The sequence below is a fragment of the Streptomyces coeruleorubidus genome (assembly GCF_028885415.1).
GTDB lineage: Bacteria > Actinomycetota > Actinomycetes > Streptomycetales > Streptomycetaceae > Streptomyces > Streptomyces coeruleorubidus_A.
In genome coordinates, this window is the sequence record NZ_CP118527.1 from 3,748,886 (window position 1) to 3,774,734 (window position 25,849).

General features: G+C 72.2%; 23 protein-coding genes and 1 pseudogene. 10 read left to right on the forward strand and 14 right to left on the reverse strand.

Annotated elements, in window-relative coordinates:
• The first annotated feature begins 37 nt into the window (after positions 1 to 37).
• From PV963_RS17370 to PV963_RS17400, 7 genes are read left to right on the forward strand one after another with little or no spacing between them, the layout of a single operon-like run.
• On the forward strand, positions 38 to 508 hold the full coding sequence (locus tag PV963_RS17370) for an Lrp/AsnC family transcriptional regulator (protein WP_020277695.1): 471 nt from the start codon (positions 38 to 40) through the stop codon (positions 506 to 508).
• A 19-nt stretch (positions 509 to 527) separates the two neighbouring features.
• Positions 528 to 1,175: an ABC transporter permease gene (locus PV963_RS17375; RefSeq protein ID WP_274816649.1), complete on the forward strand. Its 648-nt coding sequence runs from the start codon at positions 528 to 530 to the stop codon at positions 1,173 to 1,175.
• The gene (locus PV963_RS17380) at positions 1,168 to 2,427 is read left to right on the forward strand and encodes a betaine/proline/choline family ABC transporter ATP-binding protein (protein WP_274816650.1); all 1,260 of its coding nucleotides are present in this window, start codon (positions 1,168 to 1,170) and stop codon (positions 2,425 to 2,427) included. The genes PV963_RS17375 and PV963_RS17380 overlap by 8 nt, the downstream gene beginning before the upstream one ends.
• The gene (locus PV963_RS17385; protein WP_425540910.1) at positions 2,424 to 3,245 is read left to right on the forward strand and encodes an ABC transporter permease; all 822 of its coding nucleotides are present in this window, start codon (positions 2,424 to 2,426) and stop codon (positions 3,243 to 3,245) included. The genes PV963_RS17380 and PV963_RS17385 overlap by 4 nt, the downstream gene beginning before the upstream one ends.
• On the forward strand, positions 3,242 to 4,201 hold the full coding sequence (locus PV963_RS17390; protein ID WP_274816651.1) for a glycine betaine ABC transporter substrate-binding protein: 960 nt from the start codon (positions 3,242 to 3,244) through the stop codon (positions 4,199 to 4,201). The genes PV963_RS17385 and PV963_RS17390 overlap by 4 nt, the downstream gene beginning before the upstream one ends.
• A 51-nt stretch (positions 4,202 to 4,252) precedes the next feature.
• On the forward strand, positions 4,253 to 4,828 hold the full coding sequence (locus tag PV963_RS17395; protein ID WP_274816652.1) for an ArsR/SmtB family transcription factor: 576 nt from the start codon (positions 4,253 to 4,255) through the stop codon (positions 4,826 to 4,828).
• Positions 4,829 to 4,841: 13 nt separating this feature from the next.
• Complete coding sequence (locus tag PV963_RS17400; RefSeq protein WP_274816653.1) at positions 4,842 to 5,018, forward strand: hypothetical protein; 177 nt, start codon at positions 4,842 to 4,844, stop codon at positions 5,016 to 5,018.
• Here PV963_RS17400 and PV963_RS17405 read toward each other — a convergent pair.
• From PV963_RS17405 to PV963_RS17425, 5 genes are all read right to left on the reverse strand, one after another.
• Complete coding sequence (locus tag PV963_RS17405) at positions 5,015 to 5,806, reverse strand: S16 family serine protease (RefSeq protein ID WP_274816654.1); 792 nt, start codon at positions 5,804 to 5,806, stop codon at positions 5,015 to 5,017. The genes PV963_RS17400 and PV963_RS17405 overlap by 4 nt on opposite strands.
• 76 nt (positions 5,807 to 5,882) lie before the next feature.
• Complete coding sequence (locus tag PV963_RS17410) at positions 5,883 to 6,524, reverse strand: IclR family transcriptional regulator (RefSeq protein WP_274816655.1); 642 nt, start codon at positions 6,522 to 6,524, stop codon at positions 5,883 to 5,885.
• Between the two features lie 278 nt (positions 6,525 to 6,802).
• The gene (locus tag PV963_RS17415; protein ID WP_274816656.1) at positions 6,803 to 8,602 is read right to left on the reverse strand and encodes a DEAD/DEAH box helicase; all 1,800 of its coding nucleotides are present in this window, start codon (positions 8,600 to 8,602) and stop codon (positions 6,803 to 6,805) included.
• A 137-nt stretch (positions 8,603 to 8,739) separates the two neighbouring features.
• Complete coding sequence (locus PV963_RS17420) at positions 8,740 to 9,117, reverse strand: Fic family protein (protein WP_274816657.1); 378 nt, start codon at positions 9,115 to 9,117, stop codon at positions 8,740 to 8,742.
• Positions 9,118 to 9,274: 157 nt separating this feature from the next.
• Positions 9,275 to 10,750 carry an MFS transporter gene (locus PV963_RS17425; protein WP_274816658.1) on the reverse strand — a complete coding sequence of 492 codons (1,476 nt, stop codon included), beginning with the start codon at positions 10,748 to 10,750 and terminating at the stop codon, positions 9,275 to 9,277.
• A 152-nt stretch (positions 10,751 to 10,902) separates the two neighbouring features.
• On the opposite strand from PV963_RS17425, the gene PV963_RS17430 reads away from it, so the two are divergent.
• Positions 10,903 to 11,523, forward strand: a complete 621-nt coding sequence (locus PV963_RS17430) for a dihydrofolate reductase family protein (RefSeq protein ID WP_274816659.1) — start codon at positions 10,903 to 10,905, stop codon at positions 11,521 to 11,523.
• 20 nt (positions 11,524 to 11,543) lie between these two features.
• Here the strand turns inward: PV963_RS17430 and PV963_RS17435 are convergent, their stop codons facing one another.
• Positions 11,544 to 12,032: a DUF6083 domain-containing protein gene (locus tag PV963_RS17435; RefSeq protein ID WP_274816660.1), complete on the reverse strand. Its 489-nt coding sequence runs from the start codon at positions 12,030 to 12,032 to the stop codon at positions 11,544 to 11,546.
• A gap of 151 nt (positions 12,033 to 12,183) precedes the next feature.
• On the opposite strand from PV963_RS17435, the gene PV963_RS17440 reads away from it, so the two are divergent.
• Together PV963_RS17440 and PV963_RS17445 are read left to right on the forward strand one after the other, a co-directional pair.
• On the forward strand, positions 12,184 to 12,996 hold the full coding sequence (locus tag PV963_RS17440; protein WP_274816661.1) for an alpha/beta fold hydrolase: 813 nt from the start codon (positions 12,184 to 12,186) through the stop codon (positions 12,994 to 12,996).
• Positions 12,997 to 13,017: 21 nt separating this feature from the next.
• On the forward strand, positions 13,018 to 13,878 hold the full coding sequence (locus tag PV963_RS17445) for a MerR family transcriptional regulator (protein ID WP_274816662.1): 861 nt from the start codon (positions 13,018 to 13,020) through the stop codon (positions 13,876 to 13,878).
• Here PV963_RS17445 and PV963_RS17450 read toward each other — a convergent pair.
• The 8 genes and pseudogenes from PV963_RS17450 to PV963_RS17485 form a co-directional block, all read right to left on the reverse strand.
• On the reverse strand, positions 13,808 to 14,974 hold the full coding sequence (locus PV963_RS17450) for an SUKH-4 family immunity protein (RefSeq protein ID WP_274816663.1): 1,167 nt from the start codon (positions 14,972 to 14,974) through the stop codon (positions 13,808 to 13,810). The genes PV963_RS17445 and PV963_RS17450 overlap by 71 nt on opposite strands.
• Before the next feature lie 165 nt (positions 14,975 to 15,139).
• Positions 15,140 to 15,678 (reverse strand): annotated as a pseudogene (locus PV963_RS17455) (AAA family ATPase).
• On the reverse strand, positions 15,678 to 17,987 hold the full coding sequence (locus PV963_RS17460; protein WP_274816664.1) for a xanthine dehydrogenase family protein molybdopterin-binding subunit: 2,310 nt from the start codon (positions 17,985 to 17,987) through the stop codon (positions 15,678 to 15,680). The pseudogene PV963_RS17455 and the gene PV963_RS17460 overlap by 1 nt, the downstream one beginning before the upstream one ends.
• Positions 17,984 to 20,614 (reverse strand): 2Fe-2S iron-sulfur cluster-binding protein, encoded by a 2,631-nt coding sequence (locus PV963_RS17465; protein ID WP_274816665.1) that lies wholly within the window; start codon positions 20,612 to 20,614, stop codon positions 17,984 to 17,986. The genes PV963_RS17460 and PV963_RS17465 overlap by 4 nt, the downstream gene beginning before the upstream one ends.
• Positions 20,611 to 21,504, reverse strand: coding sequence for an FAD binding domain-containing protein (locus tag PV963_RS17470; RefSeq protein ID WP_274816666.1), 894 nt, complete (start codon positions 21,502 to 21,504; stop codon positions 20,611 to 20,613). Before PV963_RS17470 ends, PV963_RS17465 begins: the two co-directional genes overlap by 4 nt.
• A gap of 259 nt (positions 21,505 to 21,763) precedes the next feature.
• Entirely contained in the window at positions 21,764 to 23,407 is a 1,644-nt protein-coding gene (locus PV963_RS17475; protein WP_425540911.1) for a beta-N-acetylhexosaminidase, read from the reverse strand.
• A 1-nt stretch (position 23,408) separates the two neighbouring features.
• A complete protein-coding gene (locus PV963_RS17480) occupies positions 23,409 to 24,254 on the reverse strand; it encodes a carbohydrate ABC transporter permease (RefSeq protein WP_274816667.1) in 846 nt (281 codons plus the stop codon).
• On the reverse strand, positions 24,251 to 25,147 hold the full coding sequence (locus PV963_RS17485; protein WP_274816668.1) for a carbohydrate ABC transporter permease: 897 nt from the start codon (positions 25,145 to 25,147) through the stop codon (positions 24,251 to 24,253). The genes PV963_RS17480 and PV963_RS17485 overlap by 4 nt, the downstream gene beginning before the upstream one ends.
• Positions 25,148 to 25,849 lie beyond the last annotated feature (702 nt).

A 25,849-nucleotide genomic window follows, 5' to 3' on the forward strand; every position in this document is an offset into this window, starting at 1 on the left:
GCCTTTCTGTACAGGATGACCATCTCGGGAGGCTGCTGTGGCGATCGATCATCTGGACGGCCGGATCATCCTGCTGCTCGCGCGGGAGCCGCGGATCGGGGTGCTGGAGATGTCGCGCCGGCTCGGCGTCGCCCGGGGCACCGTGCAGGCGCGGCTCGACCGGCTTCAGTCGAACGGAGTCATCCGCGGTTTTGGTCCGGAGGTGGATCCGGCCGCGCTCGGCTATCCGGTCACCGCCTTCGCCACGCTCCAGATCCGGCAGGGCCAAGGCGCCGACGTACGGGCCCATTTGGCGACCGTGCCCGAGGTGCTGGAGCTGCACACCACCACCGGCAGCGGGGACATGCTGTGCCGGCTGGTGGCCCGCTCGAACGCCGATCTCCAGCGTGTGATCGACCGGGTCGTCGGTTTTGATGGCATCGTCCGGGCCTCCACGGCGATCGTCATGGAGAACCCCGTTCCGCTGCGGATCATCCCGCTGGTGGAGCAGGCCGCGGAGGAGACCTGAAGTCTAGGGGTGAGCGCGTGTGAACTTCTGGGAGTACCTGGCCGGCCGGCACCAGCAGCTGCTCACGGACGCCTACCAGCACGCGAGCGCCGTCTTCCAGTGCATGGTCGTCGCGACCGTGCTCGGGGTCCTGATCGGCGTCGCCACCTACCGCAGCGAGTGGGCCGGGAACCTCGCGACCACGGCCACCGCCACCATCCTGACCGTCCCGGCGCTCGCCCTGATCGGTCTGCTCATCCCGGTCGTGGGGCTGGGCGTGGCGCCGACGGTGATCGCGCTGACGCTGTACGGGCTGCTGCCGGTCGTGCGCAACGCGATCGTCGGGCTGCGCGGGGTCGATCCGTCGCTGGTGGACGCGGCCACGGGTATCGGGATGTCCCGGCCGGCCCGGCTGCTGCGGATCGAGCTGCCGCTGGCCTGGCCGCCGATCCTGACCGGGATCCGGGTCGCGACCCAGATGCTGATGGGCATCGCGGCCATCGCGGCGTACGCCTCCGGCCCCGGCCTCGGCAACGTCATCTTCCGCGGCCTCGCCTCGCTGGGCAGCGCCAACGCGCTCAACCAGGTTCTCGCGGGCACGCTCGGCATCATCGTGCTGGCGCTGCTGTTCGACGCCGCGTACGTCCTGATCGGGCGGCTGACCATTCCCAGGGGGATCCGTGCCTGAGACCGGCGGCCACGGGGCCTCCATCGAGCTGGAGAACCTGACCAAGCGGTACCCCGGCGGTGCGCAGCCGGCCGTGGACAACGTGAGCATGGAGATCAAGGCGGGTGAGGTCGTCGTCTTCGTCGGCCCGTCGGGCTGCGGCAAGTCGACCACGCTCAAGATGATCAACAGGCTGATCGAGCCGACCGGCGGCCGTATCCGCATGGGCGGTGAGGACGTCACCGACATCGACCCGGTCAGGCTGCGCCGCAAGGTCGGCTACGCGATCCAGTCCGCCGGGCTCTTCCCGCACATGACGGTCGCGCAGAACATCGCGCTCGTACCGAGGATGATCGGCTGGCCGAAGGCCCGGATCAGGGCGCGGACCGAGGAACTGCTCGACCTCGTCGGCCTCGACCCCGGCGAGTTCCACGGCCGCTACCCGCGCCAGCTCTCCGGCGGCCAGCAGCAGCGCGTGGGCGTGGCCCGGGCCCTGGCCGCCGACCCCCCGGTGCTGCTGATGGACGAGCCGTTCGGGGCGGTGGACCCGATCACCCGCGCCCATCTCCAGGACGAGCTGATCCGGCTCCAGCACGAGTTGCGCAAGACGATCGTCTTCGTCACGCACGACTTCGACGAGGCGATCAAGATCGGCGACCGGATCGCCGTGCTGCGCGAACGGTCCCAGATCGCGCAGTTCGACACCCCGGAGGCCATCCTCACCAACCCCGCGGACGACTTCGTGTCCGGCTTCGTCGGCGCCGGTGCAGCGCTGAAGCGGCTGAACCTGACCCGCGTACGGGACGTGGAGATCACCGACTATCCGACGGTCACCATCGACGACCCGTTGCAGCAGATCTTCAACCGGCTGCGGGCCAGCGGCACCAACGAGGTCCTGCTGCTCGACCGGCGCGGCCGCCCCTACAAGTGGCTCAGACGCGGCGACCTGATGCGGGCCCGGGGCTCGCTGGCCCGCGCGGGGACGCTGGTGCACGACACGGTCACCCGGGACGCGACCCTGCGGGACGCGGTGGAGGCGGTGCTCACCGACAACGCCGGACGGGTTGCGGTCACGGGGCGGCGTGGCGAGTACACCGGCGTCGTCGACATGGAGACGCTCATCAACTCCGTGCACCAGATGCTGGAGGCCGACCGGCTCGACGCGCTGGAGCACCAGCACGAGCTGGAGGAACTGCGGGCGGCGCAGACGCACGCGGAGCAGGAGGGCGGCGCGGGCGTCACGCGCGTGGGCGGCGTCGGAGGGACGCGGTGACCGCTCCGGGGCCGGTGCGCACCGCCCCCGAACCGGTGGACGAAGAGCAGGCCGAGACGCCCCGGACGTCACCCGGCCCGCCACCCCGGCGCGTCGGCTGGCAGAAGCTGACCGTCCTGCCCGCCGCCCTGGTGGCCGTACTGTTCGCCACCTGGCTCTGGTTCCAGCAGGCGGACCTGGACGCGCTGTCCCGCAACGCCCTGTCGGGCGGCCAGGTCTCGAAGGCCCTGTGGCAGCACATCCAGCTGACCGCGATCTCCACGTTCTTCGTGCTGATCACCGCCATCCCCCTGGGGATCCTGCTGACCCGCCGGGCCTTCAGCAGGGCCACCCCGGTGGTGATGGCGTTCGCCAACACGGGCCAGGCGACCCCCGCGATCGGCCTGCTGGCGCTCCTCGTCATCTGGCTGGGCATCGGCCGCAGGGCCGCCCTGATCGGCATCATCGTCTACGCCGTCCTGCCCGTGCTGTCGAACACGATCACCGGCCTGAAGGCGAACGACCCGACACTGCTGGAGGCGGCGCGGGGCATCGGCATGTCGCCTGCGGGAGTCCTGACCCGGGTGGAACTACCCCTCGCGGTCCCGCTGATCCTCGCGGGAGTCCGCACTACCCTCGTCCTGAACGTCGGCACGGCCACCCTCGCGGTCTTCGGCGGGGGCGGCGGACTGGGCGTGCTGATCACGACCGGGATCACCAACCAGCGGATGCCGGTGTTGGTGCTGGGCTCGGTCCTCACGGTGGTCCTGGCGCTGCTGGTGGACTGGCTGGCCTCGCTGGCAGAAGTGCTCCTGCGGCCGCGGGGGCTCCGGCCATGAGGCGGCGGATGTGCCTGGCGGCAGCGGGAGTGCTTCTCGCGGGCTGCGGCCTGACCAGCGGCTCCCCCATGGCGGACGACGTGCGGCCCGGGTCGGTCGGGCGGGGCGAGCCGCTCAAGGGCGCGCGCCTGACGGTGACGTCGAAGTCGTTCACCGAGGGGCTGATCCTCGGCGCGATCATGGGCATCGCCCTGGAGGCGGCCGGCGCGGAGGTGCTCGACCGCACGGGCATCCAGGGTTCCATCGGCAGCCGCGAGGCCGTCCGCAAGGGCGACGCCGACGCCGGGTACGAGTACACGGGCACGGCCTGGATCACGTACCTGGGGTACAGCGAGCCGATCACCGATCCGCGCGAGCAGTGGGAGGCGGTGCGGCATGCCGACGCGGCGAACGGGCTGGCCTGGCTGCGGCCGTCGTCCCTGAACAACACGTACGCGCTGGCGATGAACCAGCAGAACGCGAAGAAGTACGGCACGAAGACCCTGTCGGACGTGGCGAGGCTGGCGGAGTCCGACCCGGGGGCGGTGAAGCTGTGCGTGGAGGTCGAGTTCGCGAACCGGGCGGACGGGTTGCCGGGCATGCAGCGGGCGTACGGGATGAAGCTGCCGGCGCGGAACGTCACGCAGATGGACACGGGGATCATCTACACCCAGACGTCGAAGGGGAGTTGCCCGTACGGGGAGGTGTTCACCACCGACGGGCGCATCGACTCCATGAACCTGGCGGTCATGGCGGACGACAGGAGGTTCTTCCCCAACTACAACGCCGCGCCGATGATCAACGCGAAGACCCTGGAGCGGTGGCCGGCGATCGCGGACGTCCTGGATCCGGTGACGGAGAGGCTGAACAACACGGTGGCGCGGACGCTGAACGCGAAGGTGGATGTGGAGGGGGAGGATCCGCATCAGGTGGCGCTGGAGTGGATGGTGGAGGAGGGGTTGGTCAGGGAGGGGTGACTTACAAAGAAGCCGTTGCAAAGGAGCCTTTGCAAGGCTACCTTTGCATGTATGCCCGAAGAACCGGCAGCCCGACTGCTCGATGCCCGCTCCCTCCGAGGATTGGCTCATCCCCTGCGCATGCAGCTCCTGCTCGCGCTGCGGCGCGGTGGGCCCGCGACCGCCTCCCAACTGGCGGAGAAACTGGGTGAGTCGAGTGGCGCGACCAGTTACCACCTGCGGCAGCTCGCCACGCACGGCTTCGTCGCGGACGACCCGGAGCGCGGCAAGGGACGGGAGCGCTGGTGGAAGGCTGTGGACCAGGGCGTCCAACTCGACGAGACCCTGATCAAGGACCCGGATCCGGCCGTGCGCGGAGCCGTCGCCCTGTTCCGCTACGAGATCGCGAACGTGCACACCCGAGAGGTCGCGACCTGGCTCGGCACCGCGAACGACTGGGCCGAGGAGTGGGACGGCGCCACCGATCTGAGCGACTTCACCCTGCGCCTCACTCCCGAACTCGCCCGTGAGCTGATCGGCAAGATGCACGACCTCGTCCAGAGCTACCGCCCTCTGCCCGAGGGCACCCCGGACGCGGAAACGGTGCGCGTCCACACGCACGTCTTCCCCAGCCAGACGAAGCTGTGAGAGGCCATCCCCCATGCACCCGGACATCCACCTCGCCCTGCACCACGCACGCGCCGCAGAACTCCGCGCCGAGGCCGACGCACACCCCATCACCGAAGGCCGCCAAGACCTCCGTACGCGCGTCGGCTGGACCCTCGTAGAAGTCGGGTTGAAGCTCGCCACCCGCCCCCGGCCGGCCGCCGCCCACTAACAGCTGGGCACGGACCCCTTCCCCGTCTCCAGGGCCACCAGTAAACTCACCGTGCTCTTCAGCGTGGTCACCGGGATCAGCCGCAGGCCCTTCGGCAGTTCGGCCCGCGCGTCCGCGCACTCCGCCTTCGGGACGAGGAACACGCTCGCCCCGTCACGCTTGGCGGCCTGGGTCTTGAGGGCGACGCCGCCCACCGCCCCGACCGTGCCGTCGGCGGCGATCGTGCCGGTGCCGGCGATGACACGACCCCCGGTGAGATCACCACCCGTGCCGTCGCCGTCGAGCTTGTCGATGATCCCCAGGGAGAACAGCAGCCCGGCGCTGGGCCCGCCCACGTCCGCGAGCTTCAGGCCGACCTTGACGTCCTTGTCGTCGAGGCCGAGATGGTTCAGCGCGGCCTGCGTCGCCGCGTCCTGGGACTCCTTCATCTGCTTCTCGTTGTGCCGCTCGATCTCCTGGACGGTGTCGCCGCTCGGGTAGATCGCATCACGCGGCATGACCGCCCGGTCCGTACTGAACCAGCTGTCGACGATGTCCGGGAGCGAGACCCGGGTGTCCGGTGAGGTCGCCACGATGGTGGTCATCCGCAGCTGGCCACGGGTGTCCCGGACCGGTGCGCCCGAGATGGTGATCACCGGGTCGCCCTTGTCCTCCCCGAGCACGTTCGTCGTCTGCCCGGGCTGCGCCACCGAGAACGGCAGCGGCGCGAACACCGCCGTGGCGAGCAGAGCCACGACGGGCAGGGCACAGACAGCGATGGCCCGGGGGCGCGTGAGGCGAGAGAACACGGGATCAATCTAACTCGGGCGTGGAATCCGGCCGGGCCCAGGTCGCCCGAGGTCCGGCTGGAGGGCTCCGCGCACGTCAGCGCAGCGCGTCCGCGACCTCTCGTGCCGCCTCGACGACCCTCGCCCCCACCCGTTCCGGCACCACGTCCGACAGCATCACCACGCCCACGCTGCCCTCGACGCCCGTGACGCCCAGCAGCGGCGCGGCCGCACCGCACGCGCCGGCCTCCAGCTCCCCGTGGGTCAGGGTGTAGCCCGGGTCCGTCATCGGGTGCTGCCGGGCCGCGAGTATCGCCTTGCCCGCGGCGCCCCGGTCCAGGGGGTGGCGGAACCCGGCCCGGTAGGCGACGTGGTAGTCCGTCCAGGTCGGCTCCACCACGGCCACGGCGAGCGCGTCCGCCCCGTCGACCAGGGTCAGGTGCGCCGTCGCGCCGATGTCCTCGGCCAGCGACCGCAGCGCGGGCATCGCGGCCTCCCGTACCAGCGGGTGGACCTGCCGCCCCAGACGCAGCACCCCGAGCCCGACCCGGGCACGTCCGCCCAGGTCACGGCGTATGAGCGCGTGCTGTTCCAGCGTGGCGAGCAACCGGTACACCACGGTCCGGTTGACGCCCAGCTTGAGGGAGAGCTCGGTCACGGTCAGCCCGTGGTCCGTGTCGGCGAGCAGCTTGAGGACACGCAGTCCCCTGTCGAGCGTCTGGGAGGTCTCCGCGGTCACGACGCCCACTCCTTAGTGGTGAGGTCGGCGGCCCTCTGGCGGTCGGATGCGTCGCCGAGTCCCGTCGGCAACGCGCTTGAGAGGCCGCCGATCGGCCGGCGGCCCGGCCTGTCCGGGCCGCGTCGCTTCACGGCTGCGCTCCGCGGCGGCGCTGCCACGGGGCGTATGCGTAGCCGGACAGTAGCGAAGGGGGTTCGCTGAGCGGAAGGCTCCGTCCAGAATCCGGGCACGGGTCACATCGACTGGCTCCCTTTGCCCGCATACGTACAGCCCGGGGCTCACTTCATCCGCGTAGCCCACTCCTGGACCTTGGCGATCCGCTGCCGCAGCTGCCCCGCCGTCGCCTCCGCCGCCGGAGGCCCCCCGCACACGCGCCGCAGCTCCGTGTGGATCACGCCGTGCGGCTTGCCGCTCTGGTGGACGTACGCGCCGACCATCGTGTTGAGCTGCCGCCGCAGCTCCATCATCTCCTTGTGCGAGACGACCGGCCGCCGCTCGGCGGGCAGTTCGAGCAGGTCGGCCTCCTCGTCCGGCTTCTTGCGGCTGTGCGCGATCTGCCGGGCCTGCCGCTTCTGCAGCAGCAGCTGGACCTGGTCGGGCTCCAGCAGCCCGGGAATGCCGAGGTAGTCCTGCTCCTCCTCGCTCCCCGGGTGGGCCTGCATGCCGAACTCGGCGCCGTTGTACATGACCCGGTCGAAGACCGCGTCGGACTCCAGCGCCTCGAAGGGCAGCATGTCCTGCTCGCCGGTGTCCTCGTCCTGCTCCTTGTTCGCCTCCTCCATCTCCTTCTCGGATTCGGCGTACGGGTCCTCCTCGCCCTCCTTCTTGGGCTTGTCGAGGACGTGGTCGCGCTCGCGCTCCATCTCGTTGGCGAAGGAGAGCAGGTCGGGCACGGTCGGCAGGAACACGGAGGCCGTCTCGCCGCGCCGCCGGGACCGTACGAAACGGCCGACGGCCTGCGCGAAGAACAGCGGCGTCGAGATGGTCGTCGCGTACACACCCACCGCGAGCCGCGGCACGTCGACGCCCTCGGACACCATCCGCACGGCGACCATCCACCGGTCGGTGTTCGCGCTGAACTCGTCGATCCGCTCGGAGGCGCCGGCGTCGTCGGACAGTACGAGGGTCGCCTTGCTGCCCGTGATCTCGCGGATCAGCTTGGCGTACGCACGCGCCGAGTCCTGGTCGGAGGCGATGACGAGCGCGCCGGCGTCCGGGATGGCCTTGCGCACCTCGGTCAGCCGCTGGTCGGCGGCGCGCAGCACGGCGGGCATCCACTCACCGCGCGGATCGAGGGCGGTCCGCCAGGCCTGGCTGATGGCGTCCTTGGTCATGGGCTCGCCGAGCCGCGCGGCGACCTCGTCACCGGCCTTGGTGCGCCAGCGCATGTTGCCGCTGTAGGAGAGGAAGATGACGGGCCGGACGACGTTGTCGGCGAGGGCGTTGCCGTACCCGTAGGTGTAGTCGGCGGCGGACCGACGGATGCCGTCGTTCCCCTCCTCGTACGTCACGAAGGGGATGGGGTTGGTGTCGGACCGGAAGGGCGTACCGGTGAGTGCGAGCCGGCGGGTGGCGGGCTCGAAGGCCTCCAGGCAGGCCTCGCCCCAGGACTTGCTGTCACCGGCGTGGTGGATCTCGTCGAGGATGACGAGGGTCTTGCGCTGCTCCACACGGTTCCGGTGGAGCATCGGCCGCACACCGACACCCGCGTACGTCACGGCGACGCCGTGGTACTCCCGGCCGAGCGGCCCGGCGCTGTACTCCGGGTCGAGCTTGATGCCTATCCGGGCCGCGGCCTCGGCCCACTGCTTCTTCAGATGCTCGGTCGGGGCCACGACGGTGACCTGCTGCACGACGTGGTGGTGCAGCAGCCAGGACGCCAGCGTCAGCGCGAAGGTCGTCTTGCCGGCGCCGGGGGTGGCGACCGCCAGGAAGTCCCGCGGCTGCTCCTGGATGTACTTCTCCATCGCGCCCTGCTGCCAGGCGCGCAGCTTGCTGGCGGTACCCCAGGGGGCCCGGCCGGGGAACGCCGGGGACAGGTGGTGCGAGGCAGAGCTGGTGCCGGCGGTGGTAGTCACGGTCTCCGTTGGGGGTCGGGCGGCTCGTTCGAGGGAGCCTGACGGCTCGGCTACGTATGACAACCGGGCCACCCTACCGGCGGCCCGCCCCTGTCCATGCGCGGACCAGGCCGGGTCACGCCAGGGTGGGATCCACGTCACAGCCGCAGCAGGCGCTCGGAGATGAGGCAGATGTCGCTCTCGTCCGCGGAGGCGACATCGATGACCAGGCCGTACGCGGTGTCCCGGTCGCAGCCCGTGAGGTCGACGCCGTTGACCCCGAAGAGGGTCGCGGCGGCCGGCCCGGCCGTGCGCTCGTTCCCGTCGACGAGGGGGTGGTGCGTCGCGAGGGCATGCGGCAGCGCGGCCGCCTGCTCGTGCGGGTCCTCGGAGGCCGCCCGCCGTGCCGAACACGCGGGCGCGCGGGCGGTGCACGGCGGAGACGGACAGCCTGGCCTCCCGACCTCCGGGTCATGCCCGCCGAAGGCGATCCGGGCGATCGTCCCGACCTCCGCGACGGTGAGGTGCCCGGTCATTCGCCGAGCCTGCGCAACAGATCGGCATGCGCCTCGGCGAGCGACTCCGCCGTGCCCCGCGCCGCCGACGACTCCCGCGCCGGCCGGTACGACCGCTTTACGGCCCGCCCCGTGCCGGACAGCCCACCTGCCCAACCGCCCACCTGCCCAACGGCTCTCACCGCTCCCGCACCCGCGTGGTCACCCACGCCCCCACCAGCGCCACCGCCGCCATCGGCAGGAACACCGCGGTGAACGCGGCCGGGTGGGAGCCGGTGGTGTCGGTGCTGGTGTGGGTGACCGTGCCACCGCCGAGGGCGGCGAAGGCGGCGCCTCCGGCGGAGAGCAGGACGACGTTGGAGAGGCCGTCGGAGATCTGGAGGGCGGCGGAGTTGGTGCCGGCTTCCTCGGGGGCGGAGAGCTTGAGCAGGAGCACGCTCGTGGAGGAGATGACGAGGCCCATGCCGAAGCAGCCGAAGGCCCAGACGACGGCCAGGGTCCAGACGGGCACGGAGTCGATCAGCACACTCGGTGCGGTGGCGATGGCCGCCGCCACCAGCAGCATGCCGAGGGTCGTCAGCCGCTCCCGGTTCGGCTCGAACCGCGGCCGCGACTGCACCCACGAGCCCAGCGCCCACGTCCCGCCGCCCGCGGCGAGCGAGAACCCGGCCAGCGTCGGACTGAGCCCGCGCTGCGTCACCAGCATCAGCGGCACGAAGGATTCCGCGGCGATGAAGGACCCCGCGGCGACGCCGCGCAGCAGCACGACGGAGGGCAGCCCGCGGGAGGCCCGGTAGGTGCCGCGCGGGAGCAGCCCGAGCACGGCGGGCACCAGCAGGGCCAGTCCGACCGCGCCCGGCAGGAGCGAGAGCGGGCGTAAGTCCTGGGCGGCGTACTGGAGAAGGCCGGCGCCGAGGGAGATGGCCAGGGCCAGGCGGATGCGGCGGCGGTTGGGGGAGGGAGGTCGGCCGGCAGAGGCGGACTGCGAGTCCGGCGCGGCCGCCGGCACCGGTCCGGACGCGCGGCGCCGTATCTGCGGCAGTGCGAGCGCGAGCGGAAAGACGACGAGCACGGGTATCCCGATGAACACCCACCGCCACCCGAGCTGCTCGGTCACCGTGCCGGCGGCGAGCGGGCCGACGATCGACGGCAGGATCCAGCTCGCGGCGAACGCGGCCATGATGGCCGGCCGCAGCCGCTCCGGATACGCCCGCCCGACGACGACATAGAGCGCGACGATCACCAGCCCGCCGCCGAACCCCTGTACGGCCCGCCCCAGGATGAACACCCACATCGCCCCGGCGGTCCCCGACAGCAACAGCCCGGCCCCGAAGGAGGCGATGCCCGTCGTCAACGGCCCGAGGGGCCCGCGCCGGTCCGACCACTGCCCGGAGAGCACCATCGCGAACAGGCTGGTCGTGAAGTACCCGGAGAACGCGAACGCGTACAGCGACACCCCGTCCAACTCCCGCGCGGCGACGGGCATCGCCGTACCGACCGCCGTCGCCTCGAACGCGATGAGCAGCACAACGGAGACGATCCCGAAGCTCAGCGCCCGGTACGCCCGCCCCAGCACGGTCTCGTCCACTGCGGGCTCGGAGGGCAGGTCATCGGCATCCACGACATCTGCGTCACGTGGCTTCGGGACGGTCATGACCGCCAGGGTAAGGGCCACGGAACACTTTGACCCCTGTCGCGAGACGGTCCCCGCCTGGGACCTTGGTCGTACGCCTCCTTGTTCCTGCTGACGCTTGGCAGGAAGCTCACCCCGAAGGCGACGGAGATCGCTACGAGGAGGAGAGAACGATGACCGAACGAACGGGCAGGGTGATCTGCGACATCACGATCTCGGCCGACGGCTACTCGGCCGGGCTCGACCAGACCGAGGAACGCCCGTTCGGCGACGACGGCGGCGACGGCACGGGCGACAAGCTGCACGCCTGGATGTTCGACACCCCCGACGAGAACCGGGCCGAGATCGACCAGTTGGCCGCCGCCGGAGCATTCATCATGGGCCGCAACATGTTCGGCCCCGTGCGCGGCGAGTGGGACCGCCAGTGGAACGGCTGGTGGGGCGACAATCCGCCGTTCCACGCGCCGGTGTTCGTGCTCACCCACCACCCGCGCGAGCCGCAGCCGATGGACGGCGGCACCACGTACCACTTCGTCACCGACGGAATCGCGTCGGCACTGGCCCGGGCCCGGGCCGCGGTCGGCGACGACGACGTCCTGGTCCTCGGCGGCGCGACCACCATCAACCAGTACCTCACCGCCGGCCTGATCGACGAGCTGCGGCTGCACATCGTGCCGTTCACACTCGGCGCCGGCACGCGCCTGTTCGAGGACGTCCCACCGCTCAAACTGGAACAGGTGAAGTCCCGCCCGGCGACCCAGGTCACACACCTGACCTACCGCGTGCTGTCCTGAGCCGCAGGGCGTTGCCGCCCCTAGCCGGCATCGGGAAGCGCTTCCGGACCGGCCGCCTGCTCTGCCTTTCGCCGCGCCCGGCGCGCGTTCTCCGCCCGTACGGCGTCCAGCCACCGCCACAGGCCGACTTCCTCGAGCCGCAGCCCGGGACAGGCGATCCGGTGCGGTACGCGGCACACGGCACCGGGCGCGGGCTCTTCCTCGCGGCTGTTCCACGCGGTCCCGCCCGAGTCCACGTACCAGCGGTGCCAGGCGGGCACCAGGTGCGCGGGCACCGGCATGTCCGGTTCGAGGAGGACGTGCCAGCCGTAGTAGGTGACACGCCGATCACCGACAAGCCCGCAGTTCGGGCAGACGGGTGGAGCGGGCGGCTCGGGCCCGGTGGCGCCTTCCATCGCGGCCTGGGCCCGGTCGGTCTTCTCCCACGGCTGCGGCGCGTCCGATGGCCGCTGCCGGTGTCCGTCGGGGTCGGGTAACGGGATGATGCTCGACTCGCCTGTATCCCCCATGGAACCGAGCATGTGGGTGCGTTCAGGAGTGGGCCAGGGCGCAATCAGGGCGCAACGGGAGCAGTCGGGTGGGACGAGGGCCGGATCACCGCTGCGGCTGCCCCCTCCCGCCCTTGACCCTGACGCAGGGTCAACCTCCCAGCCTTGCCGCATGACTTCATCAGACGACAGCACCGAGCGGCACTGCACCGTTCGGCACGACGGTGTCACCATCCCCGTGTTCCGTGGCGGCCGGGGACGACGGCCCCTGGTCCTCTGCCCGGGGCTGAACTGCACGCAGGCCGATCTGCACGAGCTGATCGAGTTGCTGCGGTGCGAGTACGACGTGGTGACCTTCGATCTCCGGGGGCATGGCCTCACCTCGGCCGCCGAGCGGTACTGCTTCGACGCGTTCCTGGGTGATCTCCGTGCCGTGATGGCGAAGACCGGCCTGCCCTCACCGTCCCTGCTCGTGGGCTACTCGCTGGGCGCGGATCTGGCCGTGCACTATGCGGCCGAATATCCGGACAGTATCGCCGGACTCGTTCTCATCGACGGGGCGAACCCGCTGCCCGAGCCGTTCATCACGGACGTCGACCTGGCGGAGTTCCGGGCGATGGCGGACGATCTGGCGAGCGAGAGGGGCGGGGGTGCCGCGCGTCAGGTGTCGCTCACCGCACGGGACATCCTCGACCTGAATCTTGAGATGGATGTCGTCCGGTCCGGGATCCTCGACCTCTATCGGAAGATCGACCTTCCGATCCGCATGATCATGTCCGCCGCGATCGCCGGCGACAGCGGCGGCGGGCGTGCCTCTCGGCACAACAGGCTCTGGCGTGCCGGCATCGAGCGGCTGGTGCGCGAGCGGCCGGACGTCTCCACCTCCTGGCTCGACGCCGACCACCGGCTGGTCTTCACCCACGCCCCCGCCATCGCCGAGATCATCCGGAGCGGACACCGGCCGGTCGGCGGGCCGGCCTGCTGAGCCGGAAGTCAGACTGATTCCATGCTGACCATCGGCGAGCTGGCGGCGTATGCCGGAGTGACCGTGCGCACGGTGCGGCACTACCACGCCAGGGGACTGCTGCCGGAGCCCGAGCGGGACCACTCCGGTTATCGGCGGTACGACGGCGGCGCCGTCGTGGAGCTGATCAGGATCCGGACTCTCGCCGAGGCCGGGGTTCCGCTGGCGCGCGTGCGGGAGCTGCTCCAGGCCGATGACGAGAAGTTCGCCACTGCCGTCGCGGACATCGACAGGCGGCTGGAGGCGGAGATCCGGCAGCGGCAGCGGCATCGTGAGCGGATCGCTCGCCTCGCCTCCGGGGAGAGTCTGGCCCTGCCCGCGGAGGTGGTCGGGATCCTCGACCGACTGCGGGCGCTCGGCGTCGACGAGCGGATCGTCCGGGCCGAGCGCGACGGCTGGATCCCGCTGGCCGCGCGCTCGCCCGAGCGCGTGGCGGAGTGGGTCGCGCGCAAGCAGGAGCGGATCGCCGATCCGGAGTTCGCCGATTTCTATGTCGCTTTGAGTGCGGCTCTCGAGTGCGGCGACGACGACCCGCAGCTCGCCGAGCTGGCCGACCGGGTGGCCGCCTACCTCACGAAACTGGCCGACGAGCGGGGCGAGGAGTACGTCGGCGAACCGGCCGGCATCGAACCGGTGCTCGCCGAGTTGATGGACAGGCTCGTCTTCGACACCGTGCCCTCCGCCCGTCGGCTCATCGAGCTGCTGAAACAGCGGGGGTGGGCTGGCTGGACCACACTCCGGCGCGTGGATCCGGCTCCTGTGGCACCCGCTCCTACAGCACCCCGCCCGCCTCGTCCTGGAACGTGTCCGTCCAGTAGTGGCGGCCCGATCTGCCCGCCGTGACGCCCGTCGGGTCGACCGCCGACAGGACCTGGAGCATCGTCATGGCCAACTGGTCGTAGGTGTCGGTCGTCAGCTCGTGGTCCGACTGGGCGTCGATCGCGCGCTCGCGGTGCAGCAGCCAGAGGGTGAAGGCCAGGGTCGACACGTCCGTGTTGAGCGGGTACAGCGTCGCCTCGGGCTCGCTCCAGTTCAGGACCGCGCCCGTCGCGCCGTCGACGACCAGGCTGTTGTCCTCGACGAGGTGGCCGAGGCGTATCAGGCGGTGGGCGCCGGAGGGGAGCTCCACCGGGCCGTCCGTGTCGGCGTGGTACTCCGCCAGCGTCGCCAGCGGGACGTCCGTGTCCAGGGAGAAGACGTAGGCGTCCTCCGGCAGGCCCACCTCGCGCAGGAAGCGGCGGGTCGGCTCGTGCGTGAGGGTCGCGGGGAAGTCGACGTCCTCGAAGCGGGCCACCTTGCCGGGGCCGAACTCCTGGTCCAGGAGGCGGTGCGGGAGGTCCAGGGACAGGCCGGATGCGCCGCCCCGGCCCGCGACCAGGGACAGGGGGCGGATCAGGGCCGCCATCTTCCAGAACGGGGCCGGTTCGCCGTCCGTCCCGTCCCGGAACACCGCCAGCAGGTGCTGGGACGCCTGCGCCACCGCCTTCGGGCCGAAGCGGCCCGCGTAGGAGGCGAACTGGCCGCGCAGGCCCGCCAGTTCGTCCGTCGCCTCGGCGAAGCGCACCAGCGTCCGCAGCGAGGGCGCCAGGGGGCGGCGGTCCATCAGGTCGGGACGGTCGTGCAGGAAGTACGTCGTCGAGATCTCGCCCGTCGCGCCGTCCAGCAGGACCGATTCCGTCTCCAGGCCTGCGGGGCCGAGCAGTCCGCCGATCACGAGCTGCTCGCGCAGCTCCGCCGACAGCCGGTCCTGCGGGCCGCCCGTCGAGTCCGCCACCCTGCGCAGACCCTCCCGGCCCAGCTCGGCGAAGCTCAGCACACCGCTGTCACCCGGCAGTCCGGGCCCGGTCAGCCAGTGTCGCGTCGACGCGTGCGTCACCCACGGATCCAGCTCGGACTCGGTCAGGGTGATCACCGCGGAACCGGCGTCGGTCGTACTCATGGGCTCCCCCGCATGTGCTTGCTCACCGTCCCCTGGCGGAGCACGGCAGACCGCCCGGCCAGGCCCGGCAGCCGTCCCCCACTGCCCAGAACAGTACGCCCCACCACTGACAACGCCCCGGAACAGCGACGCGCCCGGCGACCACGCGTCCACCTCACCAGACGTTCAGAGCACCCTCGCGCGTTCCCTTTCCGCCAGAATCGCCTCCACGGTCTGTCCCACCGTCAGCTCCGAGGTGTCCAGCCACAGTCCGATGCGCGGCGTCCGCGTGCGCAGCGCCTCGTCCAGCATGCCGACGGTCCAGCCGGCGCCGTATCCCGTCTTCGACCGCTCCGCCTCCCGCGCGGCCACCGCCTCGGGCCGCGGCGCGAGGACGACCACGTGCAGCGGCCGGGTGCGCACCAGGCCGGCGTACGTCCTCAGGTCCTCGCCCAGCACCACGTCCTGCACGACCGCCGTGAACCCGGCCTCGGCGTACGCGTCCGCCGTCGCCGCGACAGGCGGCACCGGAGCCGGAGTTGGGCCTCGGCCTCGCCCCCGGCGCCGGGGAGGTACTCCTCCCGGCCGGACACGATCATGCGCCGGAACACGTCCCCGCGGACGTGCGCGGCCCGCGGCAGGGTCTCCGCCAGCGCCTGGGCGACCGTCGACTTGCCGGCCGCCATCACTCCGGTGACCAGGACGACTCCGTCCAGAACGGGCATCAGGACCGTTCCGTGACCACCGCGGCCTGCGGGCGGATCGGCAGCCGGTTCACGGGTCGGCCCGTGGCGGCCCGTACGGCGGACGCGATGGCCGCCGGGGACGTCACCACCGGCACCGCGCTGACCGCCTTCGCCCCGAAGGGGGCGACCACGTCCCGCTCCTCCACCAGCCGGACGATGCGGATGTCGGGCGCGTCGAGGGCCGTCGGGAGGGCGTAGCCGGTCAGGTCCGGGTGGCGGATCAGGCCGCGCGGGGTGCGCAGGTTCTCGGTCAGCGCGATGCCCACGCCCTGGGTCACGCCCGCCTCGATCCGGGCGGCCAGCTGGGTGGGGTTCAGGACCCGCCCCACGTCCTGGGCGACGGCCAGTTCCACGACCCGTACGGAACCGAGCTCGATGTCGACGTCCACCACCGCGCGGATCGCGCAGAAGGCCATGCCGACGAACGCGTCACCCTGGCCGGCCTCGTTCAGCGGCTCGGTCGGGTGCGGGCGGCACTGGGCGGTGGCCCACAGTTCCTTGCCGTCCAGCGCCTCGGTGACGGTCGTCGAGAGGACTCCGTCGTACGAGGTGATCTTGCCGTCGGTGATCTGGAGCAGCTCCGTGGACATGCCGAACTTGTGGGCGAGCGGCTGCAGGAGCTGCGTACGGACCATCTTGGCCGCGCGCTCCACCGCCCCGCCCGACACCCAGGTGTGCCGGCCCCGGCAGCCCGCGCCCGCCGGGGGCTGGTCGGTGTCGACCGGCGCCACGTGCACCTCGTCTATGCCGAGCGTCTCCTGCACGATCTGCCGGGCCAGGGTCGTGAAGCCCTGGCCGGTCTCGACGGCCGCGCACAGCACCGTCGCCACACCGTCGTGGACCTTCACGGTCGCCGTGGAGACCTCGTCCGCGCCCTCCGCGCCGAGCATGTGCACCATGCCCACGCCGTAGCCCACGCCCCGGCGCACCGCGCCCGGTTCGCCCGCGCCCTCGGGGCCGCCGGGCAGCAGCCACTCCTCCTCGGGCGTGTCCTTGGGCAGCGGCGGCAGCGGGAAGTCCCGCACGGCCTGGAGCAGTTCGGCGACCGGGGCCGGGCAGGTCACCGTCTGGCCGGTCGGCAGCACATCACCCGTCGCCATGGCGTTGCGCAGCCGCACCTCGGCCGGGTCGATGCCGAGCTTCTTGGCGATCTTGTCCATCTGCGCCTCGTAGGCGGCACAGACCTGCATGGCGCCCTCGCCGCGCACGTGGCCGGACGGGGGATTGTTGGTGCGTACCGCCCAGCCCTCGATGAAGGCGTTCGGGACGACGTACGGGCCGCAGGCGAACGCGACGGCGGCGGCCAGGGCGTCGGCGGAGGTGTCGGCGTAGGCGCCCGCGTCGAGCAGGATCTGCGCCTCCACCTTCACGAGTCTGCCCTCGCCGTCGGCGTGGTGGCGGTAGCGCAGCAGGGTGGGGTGCCGGTGGACGTGCCCGAGGAAGGACTCCTCGCGTGTGGCCGCTAGTTTCACCGGGCAGCCGGTGCGCAGCGCCAGCAGGCCGAGCGGGAGCTGGAAGCCCTGGTCCTCGCGGTCGGCCGTGGCGCCGGGGACGCCGGTGACGACGACCTTGACCCGCTCGGGTTCCAGGCCGAAGGCGGCGGCGGCCGTGTCGCGGTCGGCGTGCGGGTCGGTGGAGGCGAGGTACAGCTCCACCCCGCCGTCCGGGCGCGGTACGGCCAGGCCCGCCTCGGCGCCGATGGGCGCGGGGTCCTGGCGGCCGATGCGGTACAGGCCCTCGACGACGATCTCGCCGGCCGCCTCCGGGTCGCCGTGGCGCAGCGGGATGTGCCGGATCAGGTTGCCGTCGGGGTGCAGCGGCTCCGCCTCGAAGGCCTGCTCCGGGTCGGTCACCGGGTCGAGCACCTCGTACTCGACGATGACGGCGGCGGCGGCCATCCGCGCGGTGTCCGGGTGGTCGGCCGCGACGGCGGCGATGGGCTCGCCGTGGTGGCGTACGACCTCGGAGGCGAAAACCGGGCGGTCGGCCTTCCCGCGGCCGTGCAACGGGCTGCCGGGGACGTCCTCGTGGGTGACGACGACGCGTACGCCGGGCATCTCGCGCGCGTGGGTGGTGTCGATGGAGACGATGCGCGCGTGCGGGTGCGGTGAGCGCAGCACGGCCGCCCACAGCAGACCCTCGGCCCACAGGTCGGCGGCGTACGGGAAGGTGCCCTCCGTCTTGGCACGGGCGTCGGCGGCCGGGAGGGATGCGCCCAGGCCGTGCGGCAGCGGCTCCGGGGCGGGGGCGGCCTCCGCGGCCTGCGCGGTGGCTGCTTCGTTGCTCACGCGGGGCCTCCGTCCTGGCCGTAGGGCTGGTCATGAGGGTCTGGAGTGTGCGGTTGCGGGGGCGAGCCGAAGGCCGACGCGTTGACGCCGCCGGCGCCCGGGCCCGCCTGGTGCGGGATACGGGCCTCGCCGGTGTCGCCGTCGGCGGGCGCGGAGTGTGCCTCGCGTTCGGCGACGACCTCCTGCACGGCGTCCACCACGCCCCGGTAGCCGGAGCAGCGGCACAGGTTGCCGCACAGCGCCTGGCGGGTCTCCAGCTCGGTGGGCGCCGGGTTGCCCTCCAGGAGGTCGTGCACGGTCATCGCCATGCCGGGCACGCAGAAGCCGCACTGCACGGCGCCGCAGCGCGCGAGCGCCCGCTGCACGTCCGACGGCTGCCCGTCCTCGGCCAGGCCCTCGACGGTACGGACCTCGCTTCCGGCGGCGGTCACGGCCGGGACCAGGCAGGACGCGACGAGCCGCCCGTCGACCTGGACGTTGCACGCTCCGCACTCGCCCTGCGAGCAGCCGTCCTTGGCCCCCGCGAGTCCGAGCCGCTCGCGCAGCACGTACAGCAGGGACTCGCCGATCCACGCGTCGCTGACGGGGCGGTCGGTGCCGTTGACGCGCAGGACGTAGGAGGCGAGGGGGTGTTCCTCCTGCGGGGCCGTGGAGGGCGCGTCCTGGGACGCCTCGCCCTGGGGGTCGGCCGAGTCTTGCGAGACGGCGGACGGGTCCTGCGGTGCCGGGTTGTTCGGGGTCTCGCCGTCGGCGTCCCCCGGTCCGGCGTCCTCCGGTCCGGCGTCCTCCGGTCCGGCGTTGTCCGGGACCGCCTCGGCCGGGAGGGGGCCGGCGGGCGGCTCGGCGGAGGCGTCGGCGCCCTCCGCGGCCTCTGGGGCGTCCTCGGCGACCTCACCGGGGCCGGGAGCGCCCTGTGAGGCTTCCTGGGCGGTCTGCGAGGGCGCGGCGGCTTCCGCGTGTGCCTCTTGCGCGGGCTCGCCGGGGGCCTCCCCCGGGGCCTCGGGGTACGGCTGGGGGGCGGAGGGCCGTTCGGGGGTGTGCGCGGCGGGCCCAGGGTGCTCGGGGTGCTCGGGGTGCTCTGGAGCGTCATCGGCGCCGGTGGGGTGCTCGGGCGGCTCACCGACGTGACCCGAGGGGTCCGGCGCGTGTCCGGGTGCGCCGGAGGGCTCCGGGCCGTGGTGGTCCGTGAAGACGGACGACTCCGGGCGGTGATCGGTGAAAGCCGACTGCTCCGGGCCGTGGCCGGGTACGCCGTGCGGCTCCGGGCCGTTGTGGTCCGTGAAGGCGTGCGGCTCCGGGCCGTGGTCGGTGAAGCCAGACGGCTCCGGGCCGTGGTGGTCCGTGAAGACGGACGTCTCCGAGCCGCGGTCCGTGAAGACGGACGTCTCCGAGCCGCGGTCCGTGAAGACGGACGTCTCCGAGCCGCGGTCCGTGAAGGCGGGCGACTCCGAGCCGTGGTCCGTGAAGGCGGGCGACTCCGAGCCGTGGTCCGTGAAGCCGTGCGGATCCGACCCGTGGTCGGCGAAAGCCGGCTGCTCCTGCGCGTGGTCGGCGCCGTCGGGCGGCTGAGGTGCGTGACCGGCTCCGGGCATCTCCGGCCCATGACCGCCGAATCCGGACGACTCAGGCCCATGACCGCCGAATTCAGGCGACTCAGACCCATGGCCACCGAACCCGGACGGCTCCGGCGCCTGCCCGGCACCCTCCGGGTGCTGCGGCACGTGCCCGGCGCCGTCGGTCGCTCCCGGGGCGTGGCCGGCCGCCGGGTCCGCCTCCTGCGGCAGGGGCCCGGCGTGCGGCTGCTCCGGGGCGTGGGCGCTCCGCGCGGCCGGATCCGGTGCGTACCCGGAGGCCCCCGGCTGCCCGTGTCCGTGCCCGCCGCCCTGCTCGTGCCCGTGCGGATGGCCCGGCCCGGCCTGCTCCTGCCCCGCCGTGTCCTGCTGTCCCCACGGCCGGCCCGCCGCCTGCGTGGCCCACGGCGCGGGCGCACCGCCCGGCAGCGTGGGCGGTGGGGTGCCGCCCCACTGCTCGACCAGCGAGGACGTGGTGAACTCGCCCGACTCGTCCGGAAGGTCACCCCCGGCGACGGGGATGGACCACTGCCCGGTCACGTCATGGCCGGGCGCGGGCTCCGCCGCCGTGGTCTCCTCGAAGTTCCACTGCCCGGTGGCCCCCGGGTTGTACGTGAAGCGGTCGTCCTCGCGGTGCCGCCCCTGCCCCGCGCCGGAGCCGTACGGCGTGCCGGATCCGTACGGCTCCTGAGAGCCGTACGACCACTCCCCCGTGTCGTGCCCCGACTGCTGGTGACCGCCGTGCTCGTGGCCCTGCTGGTGTGCCACGTGCGGGTCGTGCCACTGGGAGCCGTCGACGGGCGCGCCGGGCACCGGCCACCCACCGGGGGCGGCCGGGTCGGTTCCGGCGGTCGTGGTGGGGTCGACCGTTATCTGCGGCGGTACGTAGCCGTGGCCGGGCGCGGCGAGGGGACTGTCGGCGGCCAGCAGGGCGTCGACGCCCCCCTCGGGGAGTTGGACGAAGGCGGTGGCGCCGTCGTCGTACTCGCCCTGGGGCAGCGGGTCCCAGCGGCTCCCGCCCCGGGGCGTGCCCTCTCCGTGCTGGTCGTCGGTCACGACAGCGCCCTCCCCAGTGCTCGTCGGGCCAGCGCGGCGACGGTGCGCCGCAGGTGCAGTACGGCGGGCGGAAGTTGCGGTACGGAGCCGTCCTCGGCCGGGGCCGCGTCGGGAATGCAGGCCGCGGCGACGTACTCCCCGAAGGCGCTCAGGGCCTCCGGCACGAGCGCGCGGTTGTTGTCCCAGTCGATGAGCCGGCCGACCCACTGCTCGGCCTCCAGGGGCCGCAGCGGCATCGGCGCTATGGCACCCACCGCGCATCGCACACCCCGGCGTGCGGGGTCCAGGACCAGGGCCACGGATGCCACCGCGCGCCCCGGGCCGGTACGGCCGGTCGCCTTCAGGAAGACCTGCGGGGCGTGCAGCAGGGGCACGCGCACGTAGCCGATGAGTTCGCCGGCGCGCAGCATGTCCATCCCGGCCAGCAGGTGCGACACCGGGATCTCCCGGCGGGCTCCGCCCGGGCCCGCGATGATCAGTGTCGCCTCCAGGGCGGCCAGCACCGGCAGCGCGTCCCCGGTGGGGGCGGCCGAGGCGATGTTGCCGCCCAGGGTGCCCGCGTTGCGGATGTGCGGCGGGCCGGCGGCGCGCGCGGCGGCGGCGAGCGCCGGGATCAGGGCCGCGAAGTCGGGGCGGCCCATGCGCGCGTGTGTGAGGCCCGCGCCGAGCAGCGCGTGACCGTCCAGGTACTGCCAGCCGCGGATCTCGTTGATCCGGCCGAGTCCCACCAGCGCGGCGGGCCTGAGCTGCCCGGAGTTGACGGCGGCCATGAGGTCGGTGCCGCCCGCGACGGGCACGGCGGCGGGCACGGCGGTGAGTGCCGCGACGGCCTCGTCCAGCGTCGTGGGCAGCGTGACGGCCTGCGCCGCCTGCGGTGCGTGCGTGGTCAAACCGGCTGCCCCTTCCCGCTGCCCCACCTGGTCCCACCTGTGCTGCCGTACGGTACGTGCTGACAGGGCGGACGTGGCAACTCTGGCACATCTTGGCGAGAGCCGAGGACACGGGTCCGCTAGGAGGCATTCGCCCACCTCACCGGGGAGATGGTCCGTTTTCGCACGGGTTCACCTGTGCATACGGATTGGCACTTTCGGTGACCCTTGTGCGCATTTTCTGTGGCCTGTTCGAGCTGTTCGGTAGCGACTGCCGGTGCTACCGGCTGGGCGGCGGGCCGTCGATCGGGCGGCCCAGCACCCCGGGGCGCCGCTGCCAGGGCTGCGGGCCGACGGGTGGCCGGTAGGCGACACCGAGGGCGTCGAGCCGCCGGTAGTGGGCGGCCATACGGCGCTCGAAGCCGGCGAAGTCCCGTTCCGCCGGGGCGGGCAGGGCGCTCCAGGCGACCTCGGCGAAGGCCGCGAGCCGGGGGAACGTCTGATAGTCCACGCGCGCGTGGTCCTCCATCACCTCGGTCCACACGTTGGCCTGGGTGCCGAGCACGTGCCGGGCCTCCTCGGGCGTCAACTCCGGCGGCACGGGTTCGAACCGGTAGACGTCCTCCAGGGTGCGCACCCACCCGATCGGTACCGGCTCGTCGGGGCCCGGGGCCTGACGGTGGTCCAGGTACACCTGCTGCTCGGGGCACATGACGACGTCGTGGCCGGCCCGGGCGGCGGCGATGCCTCCGGCGTAGCCGCGCCAGGAGGACACGGCCGCGCCCTGCGCCGGCCCGCCCTCCAGAATCTCGTCCCAGCCGATCAGCCGGCGCCCGCGCGCGGAGAGCCACGCGTCGAAGTGCCCGATGAACCAGGACTGCAGCTCGTCCTCGTCCGCGAGGCCGAGTTCCCTGATGCGCGCCTGGGCGGTCGCGGACCGCCGCCACTGGTCCTTGGGGCATTCGTCGCCGCCGACGTGGACGAACTCCGACGGGAACAACTCCAGTACTTCCTCGAAGACGCCCTCGTAGAAGCGCAGGGTGTTGTCAGTGGGGGCGAGTACGTTCGGGTTGATTCCCCAGGTGTCCCAGACGGAGAGGGCGGACGTGTCGATGACGTCGGTGTTGCCGAGTTCCGGGTACGCGGCGATGGCGGCCTGCGAGTGGCCGGGCACATCGATTTCGGGGACGACGGTGATATGCCGCTCGGCGGCGTAGGAGACGATCTCCCGGATGTCGTCCTGGGTGTAGTAGCCGCCGTGCGGCTTCTCCTCCCACAGCGGCGAGGCCCGGTGGCCGATTTTGGTCCGCGCCCGCCAGGAGCCGATCTCGGTCAGCCGGGGATGCCGCTCGATCTGGATGCGCCAGCCCTGGTCGTCCGTCAGATGGAAGTGGAAGACGTTGAGTTTGTGCGCCGCCATCAGATCGAGATAGCGCAGGACGCCTTCCTTGGGCATGAAGTGCCGGGCGACGTCGAGCATGATGCCGCGCCAGCGGAATCGGGGTGCATCGTGGATGGTGACGGCGGGCACTTCCCACGTCTGCCCACGGGTCACCGGCGCGCGGCGAAATGCCTCGGGGCCGAGCAGCTGACGGAAGGTCTGGGCGCCCCGGAACAGGCCCGCCCGGCTCGCCCCGTCGAGGACGGCACGGTCGCCGTCGACGGTGAGGCGGTACGCCTCGGGCCCGCCGAGTTCCCCGGCGAGAGCCGGCAGGATTCGCAGTTGGACCCGGTTCATGCCGCCGGTGTGCGGGGGCAGCGGCAGTCCGGTCGCCGCGCCCACGGTCGCGCGCAGCCACCGCGCGACCGGCTCGCTGCCGGGGTCCGCCTCGATCCCGGTGTCCGCGTCGAGGCGGAAGCCGGGCCCGTCCCCGGTCTCGGTACTCAGGGGTGCCGGCACGACATCCGTCGGAAAAGTCGTCACGTCAGTCCTTCACCGCTCCGCCCAGTCCGGAGACCAGGCGGCGCTGTACGAGTACGAAGAAGACCAGGACCGGAATCGTCATCACCGTGGAGGCGGCCATGACGCCGCCCCAGTCCGGGTCGTCGGGCTTGTAGAAGACCAGCAGCGCCATCGGCAGTGTCGACTGGGAAGTGTCACTGATGATGAACGACTTGGCGAAGAGGAAGTCGTTCCAGGCGGAGATGAAGGAAAACACGCTGGTGGCCACGAGCCCCGGCAGGACGAGCGGGAAAAGGATCTGCCACAGGAATCGCGCCCGGCTCGCCCCGTCGAGGTAGGCGGCCTCCTCCAGCGCCTCCGGAACGGCTTTCACGAACCCCCGCAGCATCCAGATCGCGAAGGGCAGCGAGAAGGCGATGTGGGGCAGGATCAGCGAGCCCAGGGTGTTCAGCTGGCCGAAGTCCCGCATGAGGAAGAAGAGGGGGATCGTCAGTGCCTCCACGGGCACCATCTGGGCCACCAGAAACATGATCAGCAAGGTGGTCCGGAGGCGGAAGCGGAATCGTGTCACGGCGGTCGCGGCGAGAAACGCGATGAGCGCGGAGGCGATCACCACACAGCACGCGACGACGAGGCTGTTGAGGAAGTAACGGCCGAATTCCTGCTGCCCGAAGACGCGCCGGAAGGAGTCCGGAGAAGGCGCGAGAGTCCACGGCCTGGGCTCGCTCGACTCGATCTCCCCGGCCGGTTTGAAGGCGCTGAGCACCATCCAGTAGAGGGGGAAGGCGACGACGACGGCGATCAGCAGGGCCGAGGCCTCGGCGGCCAGCCGCCCCGGGCGGCGCACACGAACGCGAAGCAGATTCACAGTTCCTCCCCCTGCCGGCGCAGCAGCCGCAGGTACACCAGCGTGACGGCGAGCAGGATCAGCAGCATCACGACGCCGATCGCGGAGCCGAGGCTGTACTGCGACGACGCGAACGCCTGTTGGTAGGCGTAGACGTTCAGGACCAGGTTCTGGCCTGCGATGCCGCCGCCGCCCGTCATGACGTAGATCTGGGTGAAGACCTTGAAGTCCCAGATGATGGACTGGATGGTGACGACGACCAGGATCGGCCGGAGGATCGGGGCGAGTACGGATCGCCAGATGCGCCATTGCGAGGCGCCGTCGAGGGAGGCGGCCTCCAGCACCTCGGCCGGGACGGCGCGAATACCCGCGTACACGGTCACCATCACGAACGGGAAGGAGCACCACACCACTTCGAGCAGCACGAGGAAGAAGGCGCTGAGACGCCCGTACGTCCACGAGTGGTCACCGAGACCCAGCATCCGGTTCACCGGCCCGAAGTCCGGGTCGAACAGGAACAGCCACACCGTGGAGCCGGTCACCGCCGGGGTCGCCCAGGCGCCCATGGCGGCCAGCATCAACGCCAGCCTCGGTACGGCCCGTACGCGCGTGAGCAGCACGGCGAGGGCACAGCCGACCGCGAGCGTGGAGACGACACAGGCCGCCGCGAACAGCACGGTGGCGAGCAGCACTTGCCAGAACTGCGGATCCCCGAACAACTCGGCGTAGTTCGCGAACCCCTCGAAGCTGGTCGGCTCCCCGCCACTGACCTGCGCCTGCGTGTACTGGAAGAACGAGATCAGGCCGAGCTGGTAAATGGGGTACACGAGCAGCCCGCCGAGCACGACGAGCGCGGGCGCGAGATACAGCCAGGGCGTCCACCCACCGGACACGAACGCAGACCTGCCGGCCACAGCCCGCCGCTCCCCCGTCCCGCGGGCGTCCTTGGCCGCAGCCCGCCGCCCCGGCGAACCGCCGCCGTACCCGGCGCGGACCTCGCCGGAACCGTCCCCGCCCGCCCCGGCCGGGGTCGCGACCGGGGCGGTGACGTTCCCAGGAGCGGACGCGGGACTGCTACCGGTCAGGCCACGTGGGGTTCCCGCCCGGGCAACACCGGCCGGAGCGACTTGTGCGGGGGCACTCCCGGCCGGAGCGACTTGTGCGGGGGCACTCCCGGCCGGAGCGACTTGTGCGGGGGCACTCCCGGCCGGGGCTACTCGTGCGGGGGCACTCCCGGCCGGGGCTACTGGTGCGGGGGCCCGCCCGGCCCGGACCACTCCTGCCGGGGCACTCCGGGCGGGATCGCTTCCCGCGGCAGCGGGCGCGGCCGGGACGGCTCCCACCGCACCACTGCCGGCCAAGCCGGCTTCCGCCGCAGCCGCTCCCGTCCGCTCAACCTCAGCCGGGTCGGTCCCGGCCAGGCCGACCTCCACGGGGTCACCCCCAGCCGGGTCACCCCCAGCCGGGTCGGCCCCGGCCGGGTCGGCGACCGCCGAGTCGGTGCCGGTCAGACCGGCCCCAGCCGAACCACCCACGGCCCCCACCGGGCCAACCTCAGCCCGGTGAGCCACCTCCGCATCACTCCCGGACACGCCAGCCCCAGCCGAATCCCCCAC